The sequence below is a fragment of the Bacillus sp. FJAT-27225 genome (genome assembly GCF_001685025.1).
Classification (GTDB): domain Bacteria; phylum Bacillota; class Bacilli; order Bacillales; family Cytobacillaceae; genus Bacillus_D.
In genome coordinates this window covers 197719-218728 of the sequence record NZ_MAYU01000022.1, presented here as the reverse complement: position 1 = coordinate 218728, position 21010 = coordinate 197719, and the positions used below count along the sequence as shown (strand labels likewise).

Below are 21010 nucleotides of genomic sequence, written 5' to 3'. Positions count from 1 at the left end.
AGAAACGGATAATAGGATCGAGTAACAAAAAAAGCCCTTCGAACGAAGGGCTCAGTCTATATAGTAAGCGGAGGGGAGGAGGGCTCCGCCTTAGTTTTGGACTTGATGCTTTTTAAATACTGCTTTGTTGATGTAAGGAAGCACCCAGCGGTCAAGGCCGTATTTGCCAGCGTTCACACCAGCTGCAAGAATAATGAATCCGAATAGGATATCAGTTGGGTTATGGCTAACAGTTCCGGCGAAGAAGAATGCGAAATTCATCACGAGACCGAAGAACATTGCGGCAGTAGTCAGGCAGCCAATCATCAGTCCTAGACCTACAAGAAGTTCGCCCCAAGGGACTAGTACGTTGAACAAGTCGATATTTGGAAGTGCTACACTCTGCAGGAAGTCTACATACCATTGATACACAACGCCGCCGTCTGGGCCTTTAACTGGATTAGCAATCGCGCCTTTGATAAAGCCGCTTGCGTCAAATCCGCCCTGGATCTTGCCAAGGCCTGCTGTGAACCAGGCATAGCCGAGATAGACACGAAGTACAGCAAGAAGAGCAGCAACAACATTGTTTTCGCGTAAGAATTTGTTAAACATGGATAATTCCCCTTTTCGATTTGGTTTTATTTTAATGAAGTTAATTAACTTGTTTACACTGTAAATATACTCCTGATAGCACTATACGAATAGGGGTTTTGGCATCTATTCAAAAAGCTGTCAAACCTTCTTGTCTAACCTGTGAACTACTGTACAGATAGTGAAAAAAGAAACGCCTAAACATAAAAAAACTGCCTAAGGCCACAGCCTTAAGCAGTTTTTTTATTATTTTTCCAAACGAGAACTTCCGGGAGATGTATAGTCATATTTCGATGGATCAATCGGGGTAAACCCTTCAGGCGTGTAGAATCGCAATAAATCACCATTTACAACTTTATCTGAAAGCCGCAGCTTTTGCATTGCGTTTTCCCGATAAGCATTGGCTTCTTCCAGCCTGTCCTCTTCCAATTCAAGTCCGGTCGTCGAGTCGTAAAACTTTCCTCGAATGGATGTAATCGTCGGGCTGACAAAGTCTCCGTTCCGGAAAGGAATCAGCTCGTCATGATCGTTGGATAACAAATCTGTCCCAAATTGTACATAGTCTTTAGCATCAATACCCAATAAGTGGAGCAGTGTAGGCATCAAGTCAATTTGCCCGCCGTATTCATGGTTAATTCCGCCTTCAATGCCTGGAACACGAATAAACAGTGGCACTCTCTGCAGAGCAATGTTATCAAATGCAGTGATTTCTTTTTCAAGCACTTGTGCCATTGCTCTGTTATGGTTTTCAGAGATTCCATAATGGTCACCATACATAATGATGATTGAATTATCGTACAGTCCGGATTCTTTTAGGTAGTCAAAGAATTCCTTCAATGCTTCGTCAGCATAACGGGCTGTCTGGAAGTAGTTGTCGACCGATTTGTCGCCCGTTGTATGCGGTGCGATTGTAGCCTCTTCCTGATCCATCGTGTACGGGTAATGATGGGAAACAGGAATGAACTTTGCATAAAATGGCTGAGGCAATGTTTCCAGGAGCGGAATTGACTGCCTATAGAATGGCTTGTCCTCCAGGCCATAATCTGCCCTGTCTTCCGGTTTTATTTCATAAGAACGATCATCAAAAAACTTGTCATAACCAAAAGCTTTATAAATTTCATTCCGGTTCCAGAACGTGCCGCCGTTGCCATGGAAGACGGCTGATGTATAGCCTTTCTGGCCAAGAATTCCTGGCGCCGACTGGTACGTGTTTTTTCCTTTCGTTGTAAAAGCGGAACCTTGTGGCAATCCATACAATGAATTCTCAATGATAAATTCTGCATCGGCTGTCTTGCCCTGTGCCGTTTGATGGAAAAAGTTATCAAAGTATAAAGTATGCTTTTCATTCACCAGTGAATTAAGGAATGGAGTAACCTCTTCACCGTGCAGCTTGTAATTAATAAGGAAAGTTTGAATCGATTCAAGATGCAAATAAATCACATTCATGCCTTTAGCCGCCCCGAAGTACTGTGGATCAGGCTCGGCATAATTGGATTTTGTAAAGTTGATGACTTCTGTTATTTCATCGCTGTCGGCCAATACCCTTTGGGCTGAAGCTTTTGAACTTTGGACGGCATCGTAAATGGTGTAATTATACATTCCCAAGTACTTCACGATATAGTTCCTGTCAAAGCCTCTCTTCAATAATTGAGGTCGGTCCATTTCCGCCAAAGCCAGATTTATACTAGAAATGAACAAAGCAAATGCGAAAAGCGCGGCAGTTTTTGCGCGGCTCATATTTTTGACTTCAATTTTTACAATCTTGAAAGCATATAGGCCAATTAAGATCACAAAATCAATGAAGAATAAGATATCATACGGCTTTAGCAGCGAACCTATGCTGCTGCTGACATCGCCAAAGTTCTGTGTCTGAAACAAGGTTGGCAATGTAATAAAATCATTAAAGAACCGGTAGTACAATACATTGGCATATAAAAGGAAAGACAAGAGGAAGTAAATAACCAACATGGAAGAATACTTCTTCTTTCCTTTGAAGAAGAATGCCAATCCAAGGAATAACAAGGAAGATCCCAATGGATTGAAAAACAACAGAAATTCCTGCAGCCCGTTGTCTATTCCTAGATTAAATTGAGTCAATTGCACTGCATACGTCTTTATCCAGAGTAACAACACAGCTAAAAAGAAAAAACCCCTAAACTTATTTAAAATGGAGAGTTGTTTCATACTTTTTACACCTACCTTATACTGCGTATATCTTATAAGAAAAATATGAACAAATTATGAATGGACTTAGTATTTAAAAAACATTTTTTGATAAATCATAGAGCATATGTTAAGCCTTTGTAAATTCGAATGTATAGTATAGCATACCTTACAATTAAAAAACTATGGAAAAGATTTCTGAAGGTGCAAAAAAAGGATCAGTTGTGTAGGTTTCGGAGCATTAAAACTATAAACTATATAGAAGCTGTTTTGCAGGTCTTTGGGCAGTGAAGGCTGCAAAATATAAAAAGACAGGTTTCCCCTGTCTTCTAAAGCCTTCTATCCAATTTTTCAGAAATTGTCTTTAAAATCGTATTCCGTTCCTGCTGAACCTTCAAAAACTTAAGCATGTACCAAATGATGAAAACCATTGGAACGATATAAAAAATGAGAATCGGAAGCAATACAAATGAATCCCTCATAATTTCTTGTCCCCCTTTTGGGGCAAGTATACCATATCTTTTATTTGGTAAAGAACTTGTTTGTTTTTAAAACAAGGGTCTTGTTATAACTGATCGTTGATCTCACTTTGTTTGAAAAATAATCGGAAGAATTCCGGCTAAATTGGGAAATAACGATATTTCTAAAAAATAAGGGATGTTTTTCCGGTTATATGATTCAAATCATTTGTTTTTGTCTTATGTAGAGCAGGTTAATCGGAATATCTCCGCTTATTTCTGCTTCTTAAACTGCCTCTATATATAGTAGCCGGAAATTTTCCGCCTATGAATTCTCATACGTACACGGTAGAACCCCATACAAATAAAGAGCCCATCAGCGACGGCCTCTTTATTAATATTGAAAGGGGAGAAGGGGGGGACTCCGCCTTTGTGTTAGTTTTGCGGCTGTTCCTTTTTGAAAACAGCTTTGTTGATGTACGGAAGTACCCAGCGGTCAAGGCCGTATTTACCTGCGTTCGCGCCAGCAGCAAGGATGATGAAGCCGAACAGGATATCTGTTGGGTTATGGCTGACAGTTCCGGCAAAGAAGAATGCAAAGTTCATAACAAGGCCGAAGAACATTGCGGCAGTAGTCAGGCAGCCAATCATCAGGCCAAGTCCTACAAGAAGCTCGCCCCAAGGCACAAGTACGTTGAACAGGTCAATGTTTGGAAGAGCTACACCTTGGAGGAAGTCTACATACCATTGATACACAACGCCGCCGTCCGGACCTTTTACCGGATTGGCGATTGCGCCTTTGATAAAGCCGCTAGCATCGAATCCGCCCTGGATTTTGCCAAGGCCTGCTGTGAACCAGGCGTAGCCGAGATAGACACGAAGGACAGCGAGAAGAGCAGCAACAACTTTGTTTTCCCTTAAAAATGTGTTAAACATGAATGATTCCCCATTTCCTTTATTAGTTAAATTCGTTGTTTACACTGTAAATATACTCCGGTAAGCACGGTATGAATAGGGCTTTCGAAAGCTGTTCAAAAAGCTGTCAAAGCTTATTGTCTAAGTTGTGAAAACACGTACATATAGTGAAAACCCAGACTATAGTTTTTTAAATGAAAAGGATTTTAAGGTTATAGGTAGAACTTATTAATATAAGTCTTCAACTTGAAAATGCTGTTGCAAATTCCCACCCAAACTTTATAGTATAGGAGAACAAGAATGACAAAAACCAGCATACATGTAAACACAAATGAGTTCATCTGGGATGAGACGGACGGTTTGATAACGTTTGATGGTGCTTCCGCACTGGTATTCTGGGACACTGCAATCGAGTTGTTTTTAAATACGATCGAAGAGGTTTCGGGTAAGGGTGTTTCAAAAACAGTATATGAGGCAACCGGCTATCAAATGGGGCAAATAGTGAAAACATACTATGAGGGCCGGAGTGATATTGAGCAAATACTCGTTGAATACCGGGATATATACAAAAGTGCAGGATGGGGAGATTTTGAGATTACATACCTCTCACTGGATGAAAAGAAAGTAGTAGTTCGGCTCTTCAATAGCTGGGAGAACCGGATTTTCAAAAATGGGGAAAATGAACATGTACATGTTTTAATGCCCAGTCATTGGGCAGGAATCTTTGGCGGTCTTTTTAAAGAAGACATGTGGTATGAGGTGAAACAAACTCAAAATGAAGGCTGCAGCTATGATGAGATAGAGCTGACCAAATCCACTATTACCTTCAGCAAAAATATTCACAACCTGGCCAGGAAGAAGGAGCTCGAAAGTATTGCTGAATTGGAGGAAAAGGTTCAGGAAAGGACAGAAGAGCTGTCGGGGCTTGTAAAAGAGCTGTCATCCCCAGTCATTCCTGTATTGGAGGGAATACTGGTTATCCCGCTCATTGGGACATTTAACGAGGAAAGGCTTTCAGACCTTGTTGAAAGGGCCCTTTTCGAATTATCTGCCAGGAAAGCAAATTACATCTTAATCGATGTGACAGGAATGACCCAAATTAACGAATACACTATATTCGGATTGCAAAAGCTGATCAAAGCCATTCGCCTGTTAGGAAGTGAATGTTATATTGTCGGGGTTTCCTCTGGGCTTGCGAGCCACATGGCCAATGCGAACGTGAAAATGACAGGTATCCTTTCATTTTTAAGCCTGCAGCAAGGGGTAGAACATGCCATTGGCGAAAACGGATATGAACTTGTAAAGAAAAACAATCAGTAAGAGTAAGGGATGGGCCACTGGTGCTGGCGGCCATCCCTTTTTTAATTTTGGGTGAATTAGCTTGTAAAATCTAAAAAATCAATGATAAAATTTTATGTCTGGAGCTTGAGAGGAGAATGTATGTGAATAAGAAGGATGTAAGCACAGTTCGAAAGCAATTTAAGACGGATAACGATAAATTGGAAATTACAGATATCTTCAATGTGTATGTACAAAAAGAAACATCTGAAATTTACCATTGGCAAAGCCAGCCGTTTGGGATGCTTGAGCAGTTTCAGCAGGAGCTTTTTATGGACAACTTTAAAAAGGTGCTTGCAGGGCAACTCGATGCCAAGCTGTTTGACCTGAAATTCAAGCGCGGGGAAGAAGGCAGCACGCAAACCGTCCTATATGACAGCCTGAAAACAACTGATACAGAAAGTTGGATGCAAAGAATGCTGTCAATCGTGGAAAAAATGTATGATGGCTTAACGTATGAAATGGATACAGTCGTCACGTTTATTCGGGGAGAATTCAAGATTGCCACACGGGCGCGGAACGAGGATACAGAAGAAGGCGGGGATGATGAAGTCTTTTCTCACAAGTTCATCCTTTGCAGCCAAAACCGGACCGATCAGCCGAAGTCTTCGCTCGTCTTCGACTATATTGAAAAAGAATTTAAGGCAAATACATCAGTCGATCCAATTATTAATCTTTCGGCACCGATGTTCGGCTTTCTTTTTCCAACATTCAATCAAGGGTCGGCGGATGTAAACCACATTCTTTATTCGGCAGGAAAGGCAAACCAGCCGAGTGACCGCTTCATTGAAGAAGTGTTGACATGTGAGCCTATCCACACAGCCAAGGAAGAAAAGGACAGCTTTGAACTTGTGCTTCATTCGTTGATTGGTGAAAAAGTTGAAACCGATGTGCTTGCAAATATTTATACTGAAATCAATAAAGTCATTGAAGAATCAGAGGAATCCGAAGAATCAGAAGCCGTGATGCTGGATTATCACGATGTCGAACAAATCCTTCACGATAGCGGTGTAAAGGACGTGAGCACCGAGAAAGTCGAATTCGCCTTTAAAAACGTGCTTGATAATGAGAAAAAAGAAATGAAGGCCACCAGCCTTGTGCCAAAATCGATTAAAATCAATACAAAGGTGGCTACGGTCACCCTTAGCCCGGAAGATTTGAAGAATGTTCGGTATGTGACCCATAATGGGAAACGCTGCCTTCTGCTTGAAATCGATGAAGAGGCCGTTGTTGAGGGCTTCCAATTGGAAACTGAAAATCTGTAAAACTACAATAAGGAATGCATCCAAGGGTGCATTCTTTTTTTTATAACAAGGGGACGCTTTGAAACCATCCCCTGTTACCTACAAATTAGGCTGGCAGCAAAGCTCGCCTTCTCCTGTTTCAATGGCCGATTTCAGGCTGCTAAGCACCCCTGTCCATGCATTTTGATGCCAGTTAAATGCTTCATCCCATTCTTTGCTTCTATTAAAGCCGCTATGTTCTATTGAGACTTTGGTTTCCGTTGGCCCGACAGCATCTAAGCTGACCTTCACTTCAGTTAGCTCATGCCCCCTATTCATAAGGGAGTTGAAAGGGTCAGGCCCCTTCCAAGTAAACTGTAGCGTTTTTTCAGGGACGATTTTAGTAACGGTACATCCTCTTGTATTCATGGATTCTCGGTTGCCTGGAATGAAATAGAGCTCGTATGTACCTCCTTCTTTTGGTTCAACCACTGCTTCAGGAGCAAACCACAAGGCAACCCGATCGGAAACGTGTTTGGATCCTCCATTTGTTCCCTGATTTCATCACCATACTCGTTCATCCATTTTTTCAGAGTTTTAGCATCAACTCCTGCACGCCGTGCGGTAGATGCGTAATTGCCGCTTTCAATGGCCATACGAACGTAATTCTTCTTTACATCCTCCAACGCCTCAATTTTCCTTTTGGGCATACTTTGACCTCCTAATCCTGAACCTATTCTTGTCACAAGTGTAATATTTCAACCCTTTTCGTGTCCAAGAGAATTAGGGGGTCGTAAAGAAATCTCGGATAAAACATTAAAACTCTCGGATATGTTTTGTGCAATTTGGATTGGAAGCCTATGAGGTTGACCATGGCTTTAAGCGGTAGGGGCGGTTTAATGGCTGGTTTTCGTTCGCTTGGCAGTGTATCTGGATGGCTTGGATTTGAATGTGAAAGTTCCCGGGTATTTTAAACGAATCAGGATAAATGACTTTTCTGCTTCCATATGGAAATTTAAAAAAAGGTGTCCCAAATTGTTGGGACACCTACTTTTATATGAAAGGCGAGAAGGGGGAGGCCTCTGCCTTTACTTTAGTTCTGCGGTTGTTGTTTTTTGAAGACAGCTTTGTTGATGTAAGGAAGTACAAAGCGGTCAAGCCCGTATTTACCAGCATTCGCACCCGCTGCAAGGATGATGAAGCCGAACAGGATATCTGTTGGGTTATGGCTTACAGTTCCGGCAAAGAAGAAAGCGAAGTTCATCACGAGGCCGAAGAACATTGCAGCAGTTGTCAAACAGCCGAGCATCAGGCCAAGTCCGACAAGCAGTTCACCCCAAGGTACAAGCACGTTGAACAGTTCAATGTTTGGAAGTGCTACGCTTTGAAGGAAGTCTACATACCATTGGTACACCACGCCGCCGTCCGGGCCTTTTACTGGGTTTGCGATTGCGCCTTTGATAAAGCCGCTAGCATCAAATCCGCCCTGGATTTTTCCGAGGCCTGCAGTGAACCAGGCGTAGCCGAGATAGACACGAAGTACAGCGAGAAGAGCAGCAACAACTTTGTTTTCCCTTAAGAATGTGTTAAACATGAATGATTCCCCATTTCCTTTGTTTTTTAGATACGTTGTTTACACTTTTAATATACTCCGGTAAACAACGTACGAATAGTAGTTAAGACGACTGTTCAAAATGCTGTCATATCTTCTTGGCGAAAGTGTGACAAACACCACAGACAGCGGTGATTTTATGTAAAAGGGCTGAATAAGCTGTAGAAAAGCTGAATGGTTCACGGGGGTGTGGAGGAAGAGTTCAAGGACTTGATTGCGGTGGAAAAAAACTTCATAGTCTCCTGAGTTCTCATTATAATAGGATGAATCTATATAAAGCAGGAATTTCCACCATTCATACAGAAGAAATATAGTCTGCAGAAATATAAAAGGGGGAAATGGTATGCTAAAGGATTGGACGCTGTTTGAAAAAGTTTGGTTATTAGTATTTACCGGAATAAACATTTTCTTGTTTTTCGCATGGGACGACACGCTGATTGGCCTGATTAGTTCAATAACCGGCATGCTTTGTGTTGTATTGGTTGCAAAGGGGAAAATCAGCAATTATTATTTTGGGATCATCCAGACAGGGACGTATGCGTATATTTCGTATACATATGGATTGTACGGGGAAGCCATGCTGAACGGTATCTTTTATTTTCCGCTCCAGTTCATTGGGATCTATTATTGGAAAAAGAACCAAATAGGCCAAGGTACACTTGGCGAGGATGTAGCAGTTAAGAGGCTGACGAAAAAACAATGGGTTTGGCTGAGTGTCATCATGGTGATTTCTTCGGCAGTGTATGCGGAAATCCTTCACTTAATCGGCGGCCAGCAGGTTCGCATTGATTCAGTAGCGGTCGTGCTGTCAATCATTGCACAAATCCTAATGGTCAAGCGGTTTGCAGAACAATGGGCGTTGTGGATTATGGTCAATGTCCTTTCAATCCTGCTATGGGCAATCACATTGTTCCAGTCAGGAGGCAATGACTACAACATGCTTGTCATGTGGAGCGCGTTTTTAATTAACAGCATATATGGCTACATCAATTGGATTAAAATGTCCCAAAAGCAGGGAGTGGCCAAGGCGGCATGACCAGAGGAAAAGTTGGAATGTTCGGGGGCAAGTTCTATCCTATCCATATGGGGCATGTATACGCGATGATTAAGGCGAGCACGATGGTTGATGAATTGCATGTGATCGTTTCGTATGATGATGAATACGAAAGAAATGTCATTCTAAAGAATGCAAAGCTTCCTCATATTCCTTATTATATTCGGCTCCGCTGGTGGACCGAGCTGACGAAGGATATGCCGCACGTGCGCGTTCATGCAATCGAAGAAATGCAAACTGGACGGTTTTCGGACTGGGAGCGGGGAGCCAGGCTGATTAAAGCTGCAATTGGAAAGGAAATTGACACGGTGTTTAGCTCCGAGCCTTCTTATGGTACTTATTTTGAAAAATTGTATCCTGGGGCCAAGCATGTTGTGATTGATGCGGAGCGCATTGCATATGGAATATCCGGTACGAAGCTTCGTACGGAGGGAGCCATTAAGCATTGGGAGTGGCTGCCGGATTGTGTGAAGCCTTATTTTGCTAAAAAAATCGCCGTGGTTGGTACGGAAAGCTGCGGAAAGTCTACGCTCGTCCAAAACCTAGCACTTTTATACAATACTTCGTGTGTCGCTGAGTATGGGCGAAGCTTTTATGAAGAAATTGGAGGCTGTGAGGGAATCACCCTGGATGAAGACTTTGCGCAAATCGCCTTTGGGCATAAAGTAAGAGAGCAGGAAAAGCTGAAACAAGCAAACAAAGTATTGTTTGTAGATACAGAAGCAATTGTTACTCAATATTTCTCAATTGCCTATCAGGGCAGGAGGCGGCGGGTCCTTGATGAGGTAGCAAAAACCCAGAAATATGATTTGTGGCTGCTCCTCGAACCGGATGTCGTATGGGTTGATGACGGGACACGCTCGTTCGGCAACCAGGAAGTGCGGGAATATAACCATGAGATTTTAAAAGGCCTCCTTGATGAACATGGTATTCCGTACAAAACGATAAAAGGAAATTATGAGGAGAGGCTTGAGCAGGCAGTACAGCTAGTAAATGAATTACTTGATGAATGAATGGGGGAAAATATGGGGTACATAGAAGAACTTCGCGAGACGGTCGGGCAGAGGCCGTTAATTCTCGTCGGGGCGGCAGTTGCTATTTTTAATGAAGAAGGCGAGCTGCTTTTGCAAAAACGGCATGATGGCCAATGGGGCGTTCCCGGCGGGCTGATGGAGCTCGGCGAATCGGCCGAGGATACGGCCCGGAGAGAAGTATTCGAAGAAACTGGGCTCGAAATTGGGACACTCGAGCTGATAACTGTGCTCTCTGGCGAGGAGTATTTTGTTCACCTGGCAAACGGGGATCAATTTTATCCAGTAACTGTCGTCTATAAGACTAATGATATAAAAGGCGGTGTACTTCAGCCGGATGGCATTGAATCAATTAAAGCAGAATTCTTCCCGCTCGATAGGCTGCCGGAGGGATTGACGAGAATCATCGCTTCGTTGATTAAACAGCATACTTTTGAAAAATGATAGAAATGACATACCAGAAAAACCAGCTGGACATATAAAAAGAGGCCCTCCGATGTGAAGGGCCAATTTATATATAAGGGGAGAGGAGGATGGCTCTGCCTTAGTTTTGGACTTGATGCTTTTTGAAGAATGCTTTGTTGATGTATGGAAGAACAAAGCGGTCAAGGCCGTATTTACCAGCGTTCGCACCAGCAGCCAAGATGATAAATCCGAACAGGATATCAGTTGGGTTATGGCTTACAGTTCCGGCGAAGAAGAATGCGAAGTTCAGCATAAGACCGAAGAACGCTGCTGCAGTTGTCAGGCAGCCAAGCATCAGGCCAAGGCCTACAAGTAGCTCGCCCCAAGGTACAAGGACGTTGAACAGGTCAATGTTTGGAAGTGCTACACTTTGCAGGAAGTCAACGTACCAGCTATAAACGACACCGCCGTCCGGGCCTTTAACCGGATTGGCAATCGCGCCTTTAATAAAACCTGATGCATCAAATGCACCGCTTTGAATTTTTCCAAGGCCAGCTGTGAACCAGGCATAACCGAGATACACACGAAGTACAGCAAGCAGAGCGGCAACAATGTTGTTTTCACGTAAGAATTTGTTGAACATGAATAATTCCCCTTTTCGATTTGGTTTATTTTAAATGAAGTTAATTAACTTGTTTACACTGTAAATATACTCCGGATAACACTATACGAATAGGGGTTTTGGAGACTATTCAAAAAGCTGTCAAAGCTTCTTGTCCAATTTGTGAACTTCATCACATAGAGTGTTAACCAATAAAAAAACGCTGGCATGTATGCCAACGGACAGCTTTGGTAAAACCCGATTGAATCAGCTTTCTTAGATTCACTTTATATCTAAGTGACTTTGCGACGAGAAATTGCAGGATAAAGTCACTAATGAGAGCTTTGTTCCACTGCGTCCCGCCGATATGTCCCCCGACAGTACAATTAGTGGGTAAAAGTCCGGGGCGTTCCTCTTTTAAAAAAGAAGAAGGCAGCAAGTTTAAAACAGAGAAACCCTAACAGTCCGCCAAGGCTATTCAGAATTAAGTCATCGATATCAAAGCTCCCAAGCTTCAACAAAAGCTGCAGAACTTCATATGTAAGGCTTAGGCTGAAAGATGCCAGGAAGACCGATCTTAATGTGGAGAAACGTGCAAACATAATTGGGAGCAAGAATCCAAGCGGCATAAAGCCAACTACATTTCCCGCCAAGTTTCGTACCCGGATATCAAAATTAATATCAGCAAGGAACAGATAAAAATAAATCGTCTTAAATGGAACGATATTGCTGGAGTGCCATAAATCACGATAAAGGACTGAATCATGATGAAGAAAACTCAGCGGAAACTTAAAGAGAATTTCCTTTGTAAGAATAATCAAATAAACAATAAATATAAACGTAACTGTAATCCTGAAAAATTTTCTCATGCCCTTGCCTTTCATTAAGTTTAGTTATTCCCAATTATTAGTGATGAGGGTTAAGATGTATTGGTTTTTTTATGAAGTAACTACTGTGATTGTGTTAGAAAGCCCCCAATTACGAAACTTTTTTATAGAATAGTAGGTAAACAAATAGTAATACAATTGATGACAGTAAACCATTACATTGATAAGGGAGAAAATGAACATGAATTCACCGAAACACATTGTTTCGCAGCGGCGATTGTTTTCAATGACCTAGGAGAAATTTTGCTAATCAAAGGACCGAGGCGGGGCTGGGAAATGCCTGGCGGTCAGGTTGAGGAGGGAGAATCAATTAAAGCTGCCGCCATTAGAGAAACGAAGGAAGAATCCGGAATTGATATTGAAATAACAAAGTTTTGCGGGATTTTTCAAAATGTTGACAGGTCGATTTGCAATACTTTGTTCCTGGGAAAGGCCATCGGTGAACAGCCACAAACAAGTCCAGAAAGCCTGGAAGTGGTTTTTTTTCCTATTGAAAAGGCGTTGGAAATGATCACATTAAAAAACTTCAGGCAGCGGATTGACTATTGTTTAAATGAGAGCCTTCATCCTTTTTATGTTGAGTTTAATGGCAAGGATATTGTGGAAGAAACGTTAAAGTTATTATAGAAAATAATTTACAAACGGAGAGAAGTCTAGATGAACACATCACTTCGGTTTTGACAAAGGCCTGCAGGGTCTTTTTTTTTTCATAGAGATGATTCTATGTGGCTGTAGTCATCAATTAATATGAATAAAACGGTAATTTCGCATTTTTTCGTAGCTGCTGGCTTATTTATATAGGGATAGGGGCTGGTTCTTGCTTGCCTGCTATTCCAATTAATTACGTGTTTCCCACTTTTAGATATACATTAATTATTGTTTTTGCTATAATATTCTCACTATTCAATATATTATAATATCATAAGTGTCGCTTTTTTAATCCAATAGTATAACAAAGCAGGTGAAACGCATGACAGAAGCAATTTTGCGGATAAATGATTTAAGGGTTACCTTTCAAACGGATAAAAAGGCTGTCCCTGCCGTCGATGGTGTAAGTTTTGACTTACGGCCAGGTGAGATTCTCGGGATTGTAGGCGAATCGGGGAGCGGGAAGAGTGTGACTTCTCTGGCGGCCATGGGTCTAATCCCATCGCCACCCGGTAAAATCGACAGAGGTGAAATTATTTTTGAGGGGAAAAATTTAACCAATCTTCCCGAAAAACAATGGCGGAAAATCCGTGGTAACCAAATTTCGATGATTTTCCAGGAACCGATGACCTCCTTGAACCCACTGTTTACAATCGGCAACCAGCTAATGGAGGCAATACGCTTACATACAAAACTATCAAAAGCCGAGACGAGAGTCAGGAGTTTAGAACTATTGAAACTGGTTGGGATTCCAAGGGCAGAAGGAATTTTAAAAGAATATCCGCACCAGTTATCAGGCGGAATGAGGCAGCGGGTTATGATTGCAATCTCGATGGCCTGCAACCCCCGTGTGCTGATTGCGGACGAGCCGACAACAGCCCTGGATGTAACAATTCAGGCCCAAATTCTAGCTCTCATGAAGGATTTAAATCAAAAAACGGAAACATCAATCATTCTCATTACACATGATTTGGGCGTTGTGGCCGAAATTTGCGAGCGGGTTATCGTCATGTATGCCGGCCAAATTGTCGAGCAAGGCGATGTCCGGAAAATATTAAAAGATCCACAGCATCCTTACACGAGGGGGCTGCTGAAATCAGTGCCCAATTTACTTGAGAAAAAGGATTGGCTTTATAGTATACCTGGTTCCGTACCGAGGCCGGGAACGATTGTAAACGGATGCCGTTTTGCTGATAGATGTTCCGAAGTATTCGGACCTTGCCGTGACGAGACGCCTGGACTTTATAAGTCTGAGAAAGATGGACATGAAGTTCGCTGTTTCCTGCATAAAGCGAAGGGGGGGATTGACAACCATGTCGGAGTTACTTCTTGAGGTACAGGGTCTAAAAAAATACTTCCCAATCACTGGCGGATTATTTGGCAGAAAGGTTGGAGAGGTCAAGGCAGTTGATGATGTTTCTTTTTATGTAAAAAAAGGAGAAACTCTCGGGATTGTTGGTGAAAGCGGCTGCGGCAAGTCGACAACGGGAAGGCTTTTGATGCGCTTAATAGAGGCAAGCGACGGGAGAGTCATGTTTGAAGACAAAGAGATTACAAGGATGTCAAAAACCGAACTGAGGAAAATTCGAAGAGACATCCAGATGGTTTTCCAGGATCCTTATGCTTCCTTAAACCCAAGGAATTCTGTGGAGCAAATTTTGGAAGAGCCCTTGATTGTCCATGGAATCGGCACAAAAGAAGAGCGGAAGAAACGCGTGAAGGAAATGCTCGAGGTTGTCGGGTTAAGCAGTTATCACGCAAAACGGTATCCGCATCAATTCAGTGGGGGCCAGCGCCAGCGGATTGGAATTGCCCGGGCATTGATGACCAAACCGAAATTGGTTATAGCTGATGAACCGGTATCCGCTTTGGATGTTTCCATCCAGGCTCAAGTTCTTAATTTGATGAAAGAAATCCAGAAGGAATTTCAGCTCACCTACATATTTATTGCTCATGATCTGGGTGTTGTCCGCCATATCAGTGATCGGGTCGGTGTCATGTATTTAGGGAGATTAATAGAATTGGCAGACAGTGAGGAACTGTATGAAAATCCGATGCATCCTTATACAAAAGCATTGTTGTCCGCGGTTCCAATACCAGATCCGGACTTAAGGAAGCAGCCCAACTTGATTGAAGGTGAACTGCCGAGCCCATCAAATCCGCCTTCAGGCTGTGCATTCCATACAAGATGTTCGCAATGCATGGATGTCTGCAAAACGGTCAGACCGGAAGAAGTCATTATTAATGGTCATGTTGTTGCCTGCCACTTATATAACGGGTGAGCGGGAGCATTTATGATAATCATCAAAACAATAGGGGGAGTAAATGATTATGAAAAAAAGGTCAATTAAACTGCTTTTGTTTGCGATGCTGGCTATTTTTATGTTTTTGGCCGGCTGCAACAGCAGCAATGAATCTGGAGGTACCAAGAAGCCTGCAAGCGGGAATGAAGCAGGTCCTAAGAAAGACACGCTTGTTTATGGCCGTGGCGGTGATTCGACATCACTTGATCCGATTACTACAACAGAAGGGGAGGCGTTCAGGGTAACTGAGAATATATTTGAAACGCTTGTCCAGTATGGTGACCAGGATACAACGATTAACCCTGGTCTTGCTGAAGATTGGAAAGTGAGTGACGATGGATTAACCTATACATTTACTCTTCGCCAGGGGGTTAAATTTCATGACGGCACAGATTTCAATGCCGAAGCTGTCGTATTTAACTTTAACCGCTGGATGAACGGAGACGACGAAAAATTCCCTTACTATTCGATGTTTGGCGGCTATAAAAAAGATAAGGGCCATGTTATCAAGGAAGTTAAAGCAGTAGATGAACATACCGTACAATTTGTCTTGAAGAGGTCGCAGGCTCCATTCCTGAAAAACCTGGCAATGTCTCCGTTTTCAATGGCCAGTCCGGCAGCTGTTGAAAAGTTTGGCGATGATTTCCGGAACAATCCGGTCGGAACAGGTCCATTCAAGTTCGTAGAGTGGAAACAAAACGATACGATTACACTTGAAAAAAACCCGGACTATTGGCAAGCAGGTTTGCCTAAGTTAAATAAAGTCATTTTCCGTGTCATTCCTGAAAATGCTGCCCGTCTAAATGCGCTTGTAAAAGGCGAGATTGATATTCTGGATGGTTTAAACAATTCTGATGAAGCGTCAGTTTTAGCAAATGATCAGTTGCAAGTCATTGAACGCCCGTCAAACAATGTGGGTTACATTGGCATGACAAATACCCGTAAGCCTTTCGATAATAAACTGGTACGCCAGGCAATCAATCATGCAATTGATAAAAAATCCATCATTGACGCGTTCTATGGCGGAAAAGCAGAACCTGCAATCAACCCAATGCCGCCTTCACTTGAAGGGTATAATGATCAAATCAGTGATTATCCATATGATTTGGAAAAAGCGAAAGCATTATTGAAAGAGGCCGGATATGAAAAAGGCTTTGAAATTGACCTATGGGCTATGCCAGTTGCCCGCCCTTACATGCCTGAGGCACAGAAGGTAGCAGAGGTGATCCAGGAAAGCTTAAGTAAAATTGGCGTAAAGGCCAATTTCCAAACTGTTGAATGGGCGACATATCTGGAAAAGGCCCGCAAAGGGGAGTTTGATATGTTCATGCTTGGCTGGACAGGAGACAACGGGGATGCGGATAACTTCTTATATACCCTTTTGGATAAGGACAGCATCGGCAGCAATAACTATGCCCAATATAGCAATGATGAACTTCATGACATCTTGATTCAGGCCCAAACCGAACCAGATCAGGCGAAACGGAACGAGTTATACAAGAAAGCCCAGGAGATTATTAAAGAAGATGCTCCGTGGGTACCGCTTGTACACTCTATTCCATTACTTGCTGCCCATAAAGATGTAGTAAACTACTTGCCGCATCCAACAGGTTCAGAAGCTGTGACGAAAGTCGAATTTAAATAATGAAACTTGAAAGGGGAGGACCTTTGCCTCTCCTTTCGTTTAATAAAAGGATAAGGGGTGAAAAGGGTGCTAGCTTATACTGCCAGGCGTATTTTAGCGTTATTTCCGGTTTTATTTGGAATGACCCTTGTTGTTTTTGCCATCATCCATGCTATTCCTGGAAACCCTGCCCAGGTAATTCTTGGACAAAGAGCAACAAAGGAGGCAATTGCAGAAGTAACGAAACAGTTAGGCTTGGACAGGCCATGGTACATACAATATGTTGATTATGTTAATTCCTTGTTGCATGGTGATTTAGGCACTTCCTTGAGGACAAGGGGGCCAATCAACGAAGAAATCTGGCCCTTCTTGACCGCAACATTAGAATTGACACTTGTCGCCATGCTGATTGCTATTTTGGTTGGTGTCAATGCTGGCATTATTAGTGCCTGGTTTTCAAAGTCATGGTTTGATTATGTTGCTATGATATTAGCTTTAATCGGGGTATCAATGCCAATTTTTTGGCTTGGCTTAATGGAACAATGGGCATTTTCAATTGAACTTGGCTGGCTGCCGACAACTGGGAGGGAGAATGTAAGGGATCCTGTTACGGCTATTACTGGGCTTTATTTAATTGATACTTTACTTCAAGGCAGAACGGACCAATTCGGGACAGTGATTCAGCATCTTATCTTGCCGAGCATTGCCCTGGCCACGATTCCGATGGCCATTATAGCGAGAATGACTCGAGCGACGATGCTTGAAGTCATGAAATCCGATTATATTCGGACAGCAAGGGCAAAAGGGGTGAGAATGTTTTGGGTCGTGTATAAACATTCGTTGAAGAACGCAATTATTCCGGTATTGACTGTAATTGGCCTCCAGACTGGACTTTTGCTAGGGGGAGCCATTTTAACAGAAACGATTTTTGGGTGGCCGGGAATTGGCCGCTACTTGTATGACGCGATTGCCTACCGCGATTATCCTGTAATCCAGTCAGGCATCTTAATCATTGCGGCAATTTTTGTTTTTATCAATTTAATAGTGGATTTATTATATGTCTTTATTGATCCTAGAATTAAATATACATAATAAAGGAGGTTTCCACTATGGCAGAACTGGCAAAAAATATAGCTGACATTCCTAAGATTGCCGAGGAGGATAAGTTGGTACCTCCGTGGAAGGAAGCCTGGCAATCCTTTTATAAAAATAAATTGGCTTTAATCGGCTTAAGCATCGTTGTGTTTTTTATCATCCTTGCCATCATCGCTCCTTTAATTGCACCTTACAGCTTTAAAGAGCAGGTTTTAGCAGAACGGATGCAAGCGCCGTCAAGTAAGCATTGGTTTGGAACCGACGACTTTGGCCGGGATATCTTTTCCAGGGTTATTTATGGAGCGAGAATCTCTTTATGGGTGGGTTTTTCATCTGTATTAGGGTCGGTCGTCATTGGCACGCTGCTCGGGGTTGTTTCGGGATACTATGGCCGCTGGGTTGACACGATTATTTCGCGAATCTTTGATATTATGCTTGCTTTTCCTAGTATTTTATTGGCGATTGCCGTCGTCGCGATTTTAGGGCCGTCTTTACAAAATGCTCTTATTGCAATTGCCCTCATCAATATTCCAAACTTTGGCCGAATTGTCCGGTCAAGGGTACTCAGTGTCAAACAGGAAGAATATATTATGGCAGCCCGGGCGATTGGGATGAAGGACTCCCGAATCCTTTTTAGGCATGTGTTGCCAAACAGTATTTCTCCGGTAATTGTTCAGGCAACATTGGCAATTGCGACTGCGATTATCGAAGCAGCAGCTCTGGGGTTTTTAGGAATGGGTGCTCAGGCTCCGACGCCCGAATGGGGAAAAATGCTCGCAGATTCGAAAAATTATTTGATACAAGCCCCATGGACCCTGTTCTTTCCGGGGATTGCCATCATGCTCACCGTGCTCGGATTTAATTTAATGGGTGACGGATTAAGAGATGCTCTTGATCCAAAAATGAAGAACTAGTGCTTATTGTTTGCTCGTACATCAGGAAGGGTTGGTCAATTGAGATCGACGCTTCCTGGTGTATGAGCAATTTTAATGTAGACTTTTCTAGATAGGGGGGAGAAGGAAAGCACTGGCGTTTGCATGTCTTTCGGCAGCAATTGTCCGAAAAGAAATAGTGATCGTCTTGATTTTATCCATAAAAAACCCTCCATTATGAAGGGCTTTTGATGCCGGCAGGGAAGGGAAAGCATCCTCTTAGTCTTGCACTTGATGTTTTTTGAAAAATGCTTTGTTGATGTAAGGAAGCACCCAGCGGTCAAGGCCATATTTACCAGCGTTCGCACCAGTAGCCAGGATGATGAATCCGAACAGGATGTCTGTTGGGTTATGGCTTACAGTTCCGGCAAAGAAGAATGCAAAGTTCATAACGAGACCGAAGAACTGTCAAACAGCCGAGCATCAGGCCAAGTCCTACAAGCAATTTCCCCCAAGGGACAAGAACGTTGAACAGATCGATGTTTGGAAGAGCTACGCCTTGCAGGAAGTCTACATACCATTGGTAAACAACGACGCCTTCCGGGCCTTTTACTGGATTGGCAATCGCGCCTTTGATAAATCCGCTTGCGCCAAATCCACCCTGAATTTTGTCAAGGCCTGCAGTAAACCAGGCATAACCGGGATAGACACGAAGGACAGCGAGCAGAGCAGCAACAATGTTGTTTTCCCTTAAATTTGTTAAACATGAATAATTCCCCTTTTCGATTTGGTTTATTTTAAAGTAAGTTCATTAACTTGTTTACACTGTGAATATACTCCGGTATGCACCGTGTGAATAGAGCTTAGAGAATCTATTCAAAAAGCTTTGAAAGCTTCTTATCAGAGGTGTGACAAAGAGCATAGTCGTCCCAAACAGCAAATGATGTAATACGATTGCCTTCCTTATTAAAGGAAGGAGAAACGCACGAAAGAATTATACTTGGAAACGTGCATGAAGAATGGATGAGGAAAGGATATACAGGTAAATAGAATGATATTTTAATGAGAAAAAAATCATACTTTTTTCAAGTTTTAATATAGTTATAACAGTAAAGGTTGACCAGACTTTACTCTCAGCATGTAAGTACTAAAATGCTGGCAACGGAGAGTCACTTAAACACAAATTACAGTGAATGTTTCTAAAGGAGTGAGGAGATGGTAAGACAGGGTAAAGATGATTTTGTCCAAGGATTTGTCCCCCGGCATAATCACGGTTCGGTAGATTATACCTCTGTGGAAGATGGCCATGTACATCAGTGTTTGGACGTTACTTCCCCTCCAATTATGACCCAGGACGGAAGCCATATTCACGCCACAGAAGGATATGTCGTTTTTGAAAATGGCCATTCACATTATTACAAAGCGTATTCAGGCCCGGCCATTCCAGTTGGTAATGGGATGCATGTGCATTATTATGACTTCTATACAACTGAGGATGATGGGCATAGACATCACGTAAGGGGAGTCGATCATCCGGCACCAGGCAATAAATAATTTTTTTAAAAAAATAGCGAGTGCCCAATTTTGGGACACTCGCTATTTTAATGGTTCAAGTCTAGTTCTGGGCTTGTGCTTTCTTGAAGACGGCTTTGTTGATGTAAGGAAGTACCCAGCGGTCAAGACCGTATTTGCCTGCGTTCGCACCCGCAGCAAGGATGATGAATCCGAACAGGATATCAGTTGGGTTGTGGCTGACAGTTCCGGCAAAGAAGAATGCAAAGTTCATAACAAGACCGAAGAACATTGCGGCAGTAGTCAGGCAGCCAATCATAAGGCCAAGTCCTACAAGAAGCTCACCCCAAGGGACTAGAACGTTGAATAGGTCAATGTTAGGAAGGGCTATACCTTGGAGGAAGTCAACGTACCATTGATACACAACGCCACCGTCCGGGCCCTTAACTGGATTAGCAATCGCACCTTTGATGAATCCGCTGGCATCGAATCCTCCTTGGATTTTGCCAAGGCCTGCTGTGAACCAGGCGTAGCCGAGATAGACACGAAGGACAGCGAGAAGAGCAGCAACAACTTTGTTTTCCCTTAAGAATGTGTTAAACATGAATGATTCCCCATTTCCTTTGTTTTTAAATTCGTTGTTTACACTGTAAATATACTCCGGTAAGCATGGTATGAATAGGGCTTTCGAAAGCTGTT

General features: G+C 42.7%; 21 protein-coding genes and 2 pseudogenes. 12 read left to right on the top strand and 11 right to left on the bottom strand.

Annotated features, from left to right (window positions below; all coding sequences use genetic code 11):
- Positions 1–90 precede the first annotated feature (90 nt).
- From A8F94_RS17255 to A8F94_RS17245, 4 genes are all read right to left on the bottom strand, one after another.
- Positions 91–591 carry a DoxX family protein gene (locus tag A8F94_RS17255; protein ID WP_066203089.1) on the bottom strand — a complete coding sequence of 167 codons (501 nt, stop codon included), beginning with the start codon at positions 589–591 and terminating at the stop codon, positions 91–93.
- A 225-nt stretch (positions 592–816) separates the two neighbouring features.
- Positions 817–2754, bottom strand: coding sequence for an LTA synthase family protein (locus tag A8F94_RS17250; RefSeq protein WP_066203086.1), 1938 nt, complete (start codon positions 2752–2754; stop codon positions 817–819).
- A 308-nt stretch (positions 2755–3062) separates the two neighbouring features.
- The gene (locus A8F94_RS25855) at positions 3063–3215 is read right to left on the bottom strand and encodes a hypothetical protein (protein WP_175384455.1); all 153 of its coding nucleotides are present in this window, start codon (positions 3213–3215) and stop codon (positions 3063–3065) included.
- Positions 3216–3626: 411 nt separating this feature from the next.
- Positions 3627–4127 (bottom strand): DoxX family protein, encoded by a 501-nt coding sequence (locus A8F94_RS17245; RefSeq protein WP_066203083.1) that lies wholly within the window; start codon positions 4125–4127, stop codon positions 3627–3629.
- Positions 4128–4406: 279 nt separating this feature from the next.
- On the opposite strand from A8F94_RS17245, the gene A8F94_RS17240 reads away from it, so the two are divergent.
- Together A8F94_RS17240 and A8F94_RS17235 are read left to right on the top strand one after the other, a co-directional pair.
- On the top strand, positions 4407–5426 hold the full coding sequence (locus A8F94_RS17240; protein WP_066203081.1) for an STAS domain-containing protein: 1020 nt from the start codon (positions 4407–4409) through the stop codon (positions 5424–5426).
- Positions 5427–5542: 116 nt separating this feature from the next.
- On the top strand, positions 5543–6709 hold the full coding sequence (locus tag A8F94_RS17235; protein WP_441294201.1) for a DUF4317 domain-containing protein: 1167 nt from the start codon (positions 5543–5545) through the stop codon (positions 6707–6709).
- A 78-nt stretch (positions 6710–6787) separates the two neighbouring features.
- Here the strand turns inward: A8F94_RS17235 and A8F94_RS17230 are convergent, their stop codons facing one another.
- From A8F94_RS17230 to A8F94_RS17220, 3 genes are all read right to left on the bottom strand, one after another.
- The gene (locus tag A8F94_RS17230; RefSeq protein ID WP_254660888.1) at positions 6788–7159 is read right to left on the bottom strand and encodes an SRPBCC family protein; all 372 of its coding nucleotides are present in this window, start codon (positions 7157–7159) and stop codon (positions 6788–6790) included.
- A complete protein-coding gene (locus A8F94_RS17225; RefSeq protein WP_066203072.1) occupies positions 7093–7377 on the bottom strand; it encodes a hypothetical protein in 285 nt (94 codons plus the stop codon). Before A8F94_RS17225 ends, A8F94_RS17230 begins: the two co-directional genes overlap by 67 nt.
- Positions 7378–7760: 383 nt before the next feature.
- Positions 7761–8261, bottom strand: a complete 501-nt coding sequence (locus A8F94_RS17220) for a DoxX family membrane protein (RefSeq protein ID WP_066203069.1) — start codon at positions 8259–8261, stop codon at positions 7761–7763.
- 361 nt (positions 8262–8622) lie between these two features.
- On the opposite strand from A8F94_RS17220, the gene pnuC reads away from it, so the two are divergent.
- Genes pnuC through A8F94_RS17205 form a run of 3 tightly spaced genes read left to right on the top strand, consistent with a single transcriptional unit; the run spans position 8623 to position 10808 of the window.
- Complete coding sequence (pnuC, locus tag A8F94_RS17215; RefSeq protein ID WP_066203067.1) at positions 8623–9315, top strand: nicotinamide riboside transporter PnuC; 693 nt, start codon at positions 8623–8625, stop codon at positions 9313–9315.
- Positions 9312–10346 (top strand): multifunctional transcriptional regulator/nicotinamide-nucleotide adenylyltransferase/ribosylnicotinamide kinase NadR, encoded by a 1035-nt coding sequence (gene nadR, locus A8F94_RS17210; protein ID WP_066203065.1) that lies wholly within the window; start codon positions 9312–9314, stop codon positions 10344–10346. Before pnuC ends, nadR begins: the two co-directional genes overlap by 4 nt.
- A 12-nt stretch (positions 10347–10358) precedes the next feature.
- On the top strand, positions 10359–10808 hold the full coding sequence (locus A8F94_RS17205) for an NUDIX hydrolase (protein WP_066203062.1): 450 nt from the start codon (positions 10359–10361) through the stop codon (positions 10806–10808).
- Positions 10809–10908: 100 nt separating this feature from the next.
- Here the strand turns inward: A8F94_RS17205 and A8F94_RS17200 are convergent, their stop codons facing one another.
- A complete protein-coding gene (locus A8F94_RS17200; protein ID WP_066203060.1) occupies positions 10909–11412 on the bottom strand; it encodes a DoxX family membrane protein in 504 nt (167 codons plus the stop codon).
- A gap of 344 nt (positions 11413–11756) precedes the next feature.
- Entirely contained in the window at positions 11757–12239 is a 483-nt protein-coding gene (locus tag A8F94_RS17195) for a VanZ family protein (protein ID WP_066204037.1), read from the bottom strand.
- 199 nt (positions 12240–12438) lie between these two features.
- Here A8F94_RS17195 and A8F94_RS17190 point away from each other — a divergent pair.
- The 6 genes and pseudogenes from A8F94_RS17190 to nikC all read left to right on the top strand — a co-directional run bounded on the left by A8F94_RS17190 (position 12439) and on the right by nikC (position 18841).
- Positions 12439–12884: pseudogene (locus tag A8F94_RS17190) on the top strand (NUDIX hydrolase).
- Positions 12885–13227: 343 nt separating this feature from the next.
- Positions 13228–14238, top strand: coding sequence for an ABC transporter ATP-binding protein (locus A8F94_RS17185; protein ID WP_066203057.1), 1011 nt, complete (start codon positions 13228–13230; stop codon positions 14236–14238).
- Positions 14219–15187: an ABC transporter ATP-binding protein gene (locus tag A8F94_RS17180; protein ID WP_066203054.1), complete on the top strand. Its 969-nt coding sequence runs from the start codon at positions 14219–14221 to the stop codon at positions 15185–15187. The genes A8F94_RS17185 and A8F94_RS17180 overlap by 20 nt, the downstream gene beginning before the upstream one ends.
- A gap of 49 nt (positions 15188–15236) precedes the next feature.
- Positions 15237–16853: an ABC transporter substrate-binding protein gene (locus A8F94_RS17175; RefSeq protein ID WP_066204034.1), complete on the top strand. Its 1617-nt coding sequence runs from the start codon at positions 15237–15239 to the stop codon at positions 16851–16853.
- A gap of 66 nt (positions 16854–16919) precedes the next feature.
- Positions 16920–17924 carry an ABC transporter permease gene (locus tag A8F94_RS17170; RefSeq protein WP_066203052.1) on the top strand — a complete coding sequence of 335 codons (1005 nt, stop codon included), beginning with the start codon at positions 16920–16922 and terminating at the stop codon, positions 17922–17924.
- A 17-nt stretch (positions 17925–17941) separates the two neighbouring features.
- Positions 17942–18841 carry a nickel transporter permease gene (gene nikC / locus A8F94_RS17165; protein WP_066203049.1) on the top strand — a complete coding sequence of 300 codons (900 nt, stop codon included), beginning with the start codon at positions 17942–17944 and terminating at the stop codon, positions 18839–18841.
- Between the two features lie 237 nt (positions 18842–19078).
- Here nikC and A8F94_RS25125 read toward each other — a convergent pair.
- Positions 19079–19566: pseudogene (locus A8F94_RS25125) on the bottom strand (Crp/Fnr family transcriptional regulator); the annotation flags it as partial.
- Between the two features lie 448 nt (positions 19567–20014).
- On the opposite strand from A8F94_RS25125, the gene A8F94_RS17155 reads away from it, so the two are divergent.
- Positions 20015–20353, top strand: coding sequence for a YmaF family protein (locus A8F94_RS17155; RefSeq protein ID WP_066203043.1), 339 nt, complete (start codon positions 20015–20017; stop codon positions 20351–20353).
- Positions 20354–20414: 61 nt separating this feature from the next.
- Here the strand turns inward: A8F94_RS17155 and A8F94_RS17150 are convergent, their stop codons facing one another.
- A complete protein-coding gene (locus A8F94_RS17150; protein WP_066203040.1) occupies positions 20415–20915 on the bottom strand; it encodes a DoxX family protein in 501 nt (166 codons plus the stop codon).
- Positions 20916–21010: the final 95 nt, after the last annotated feature.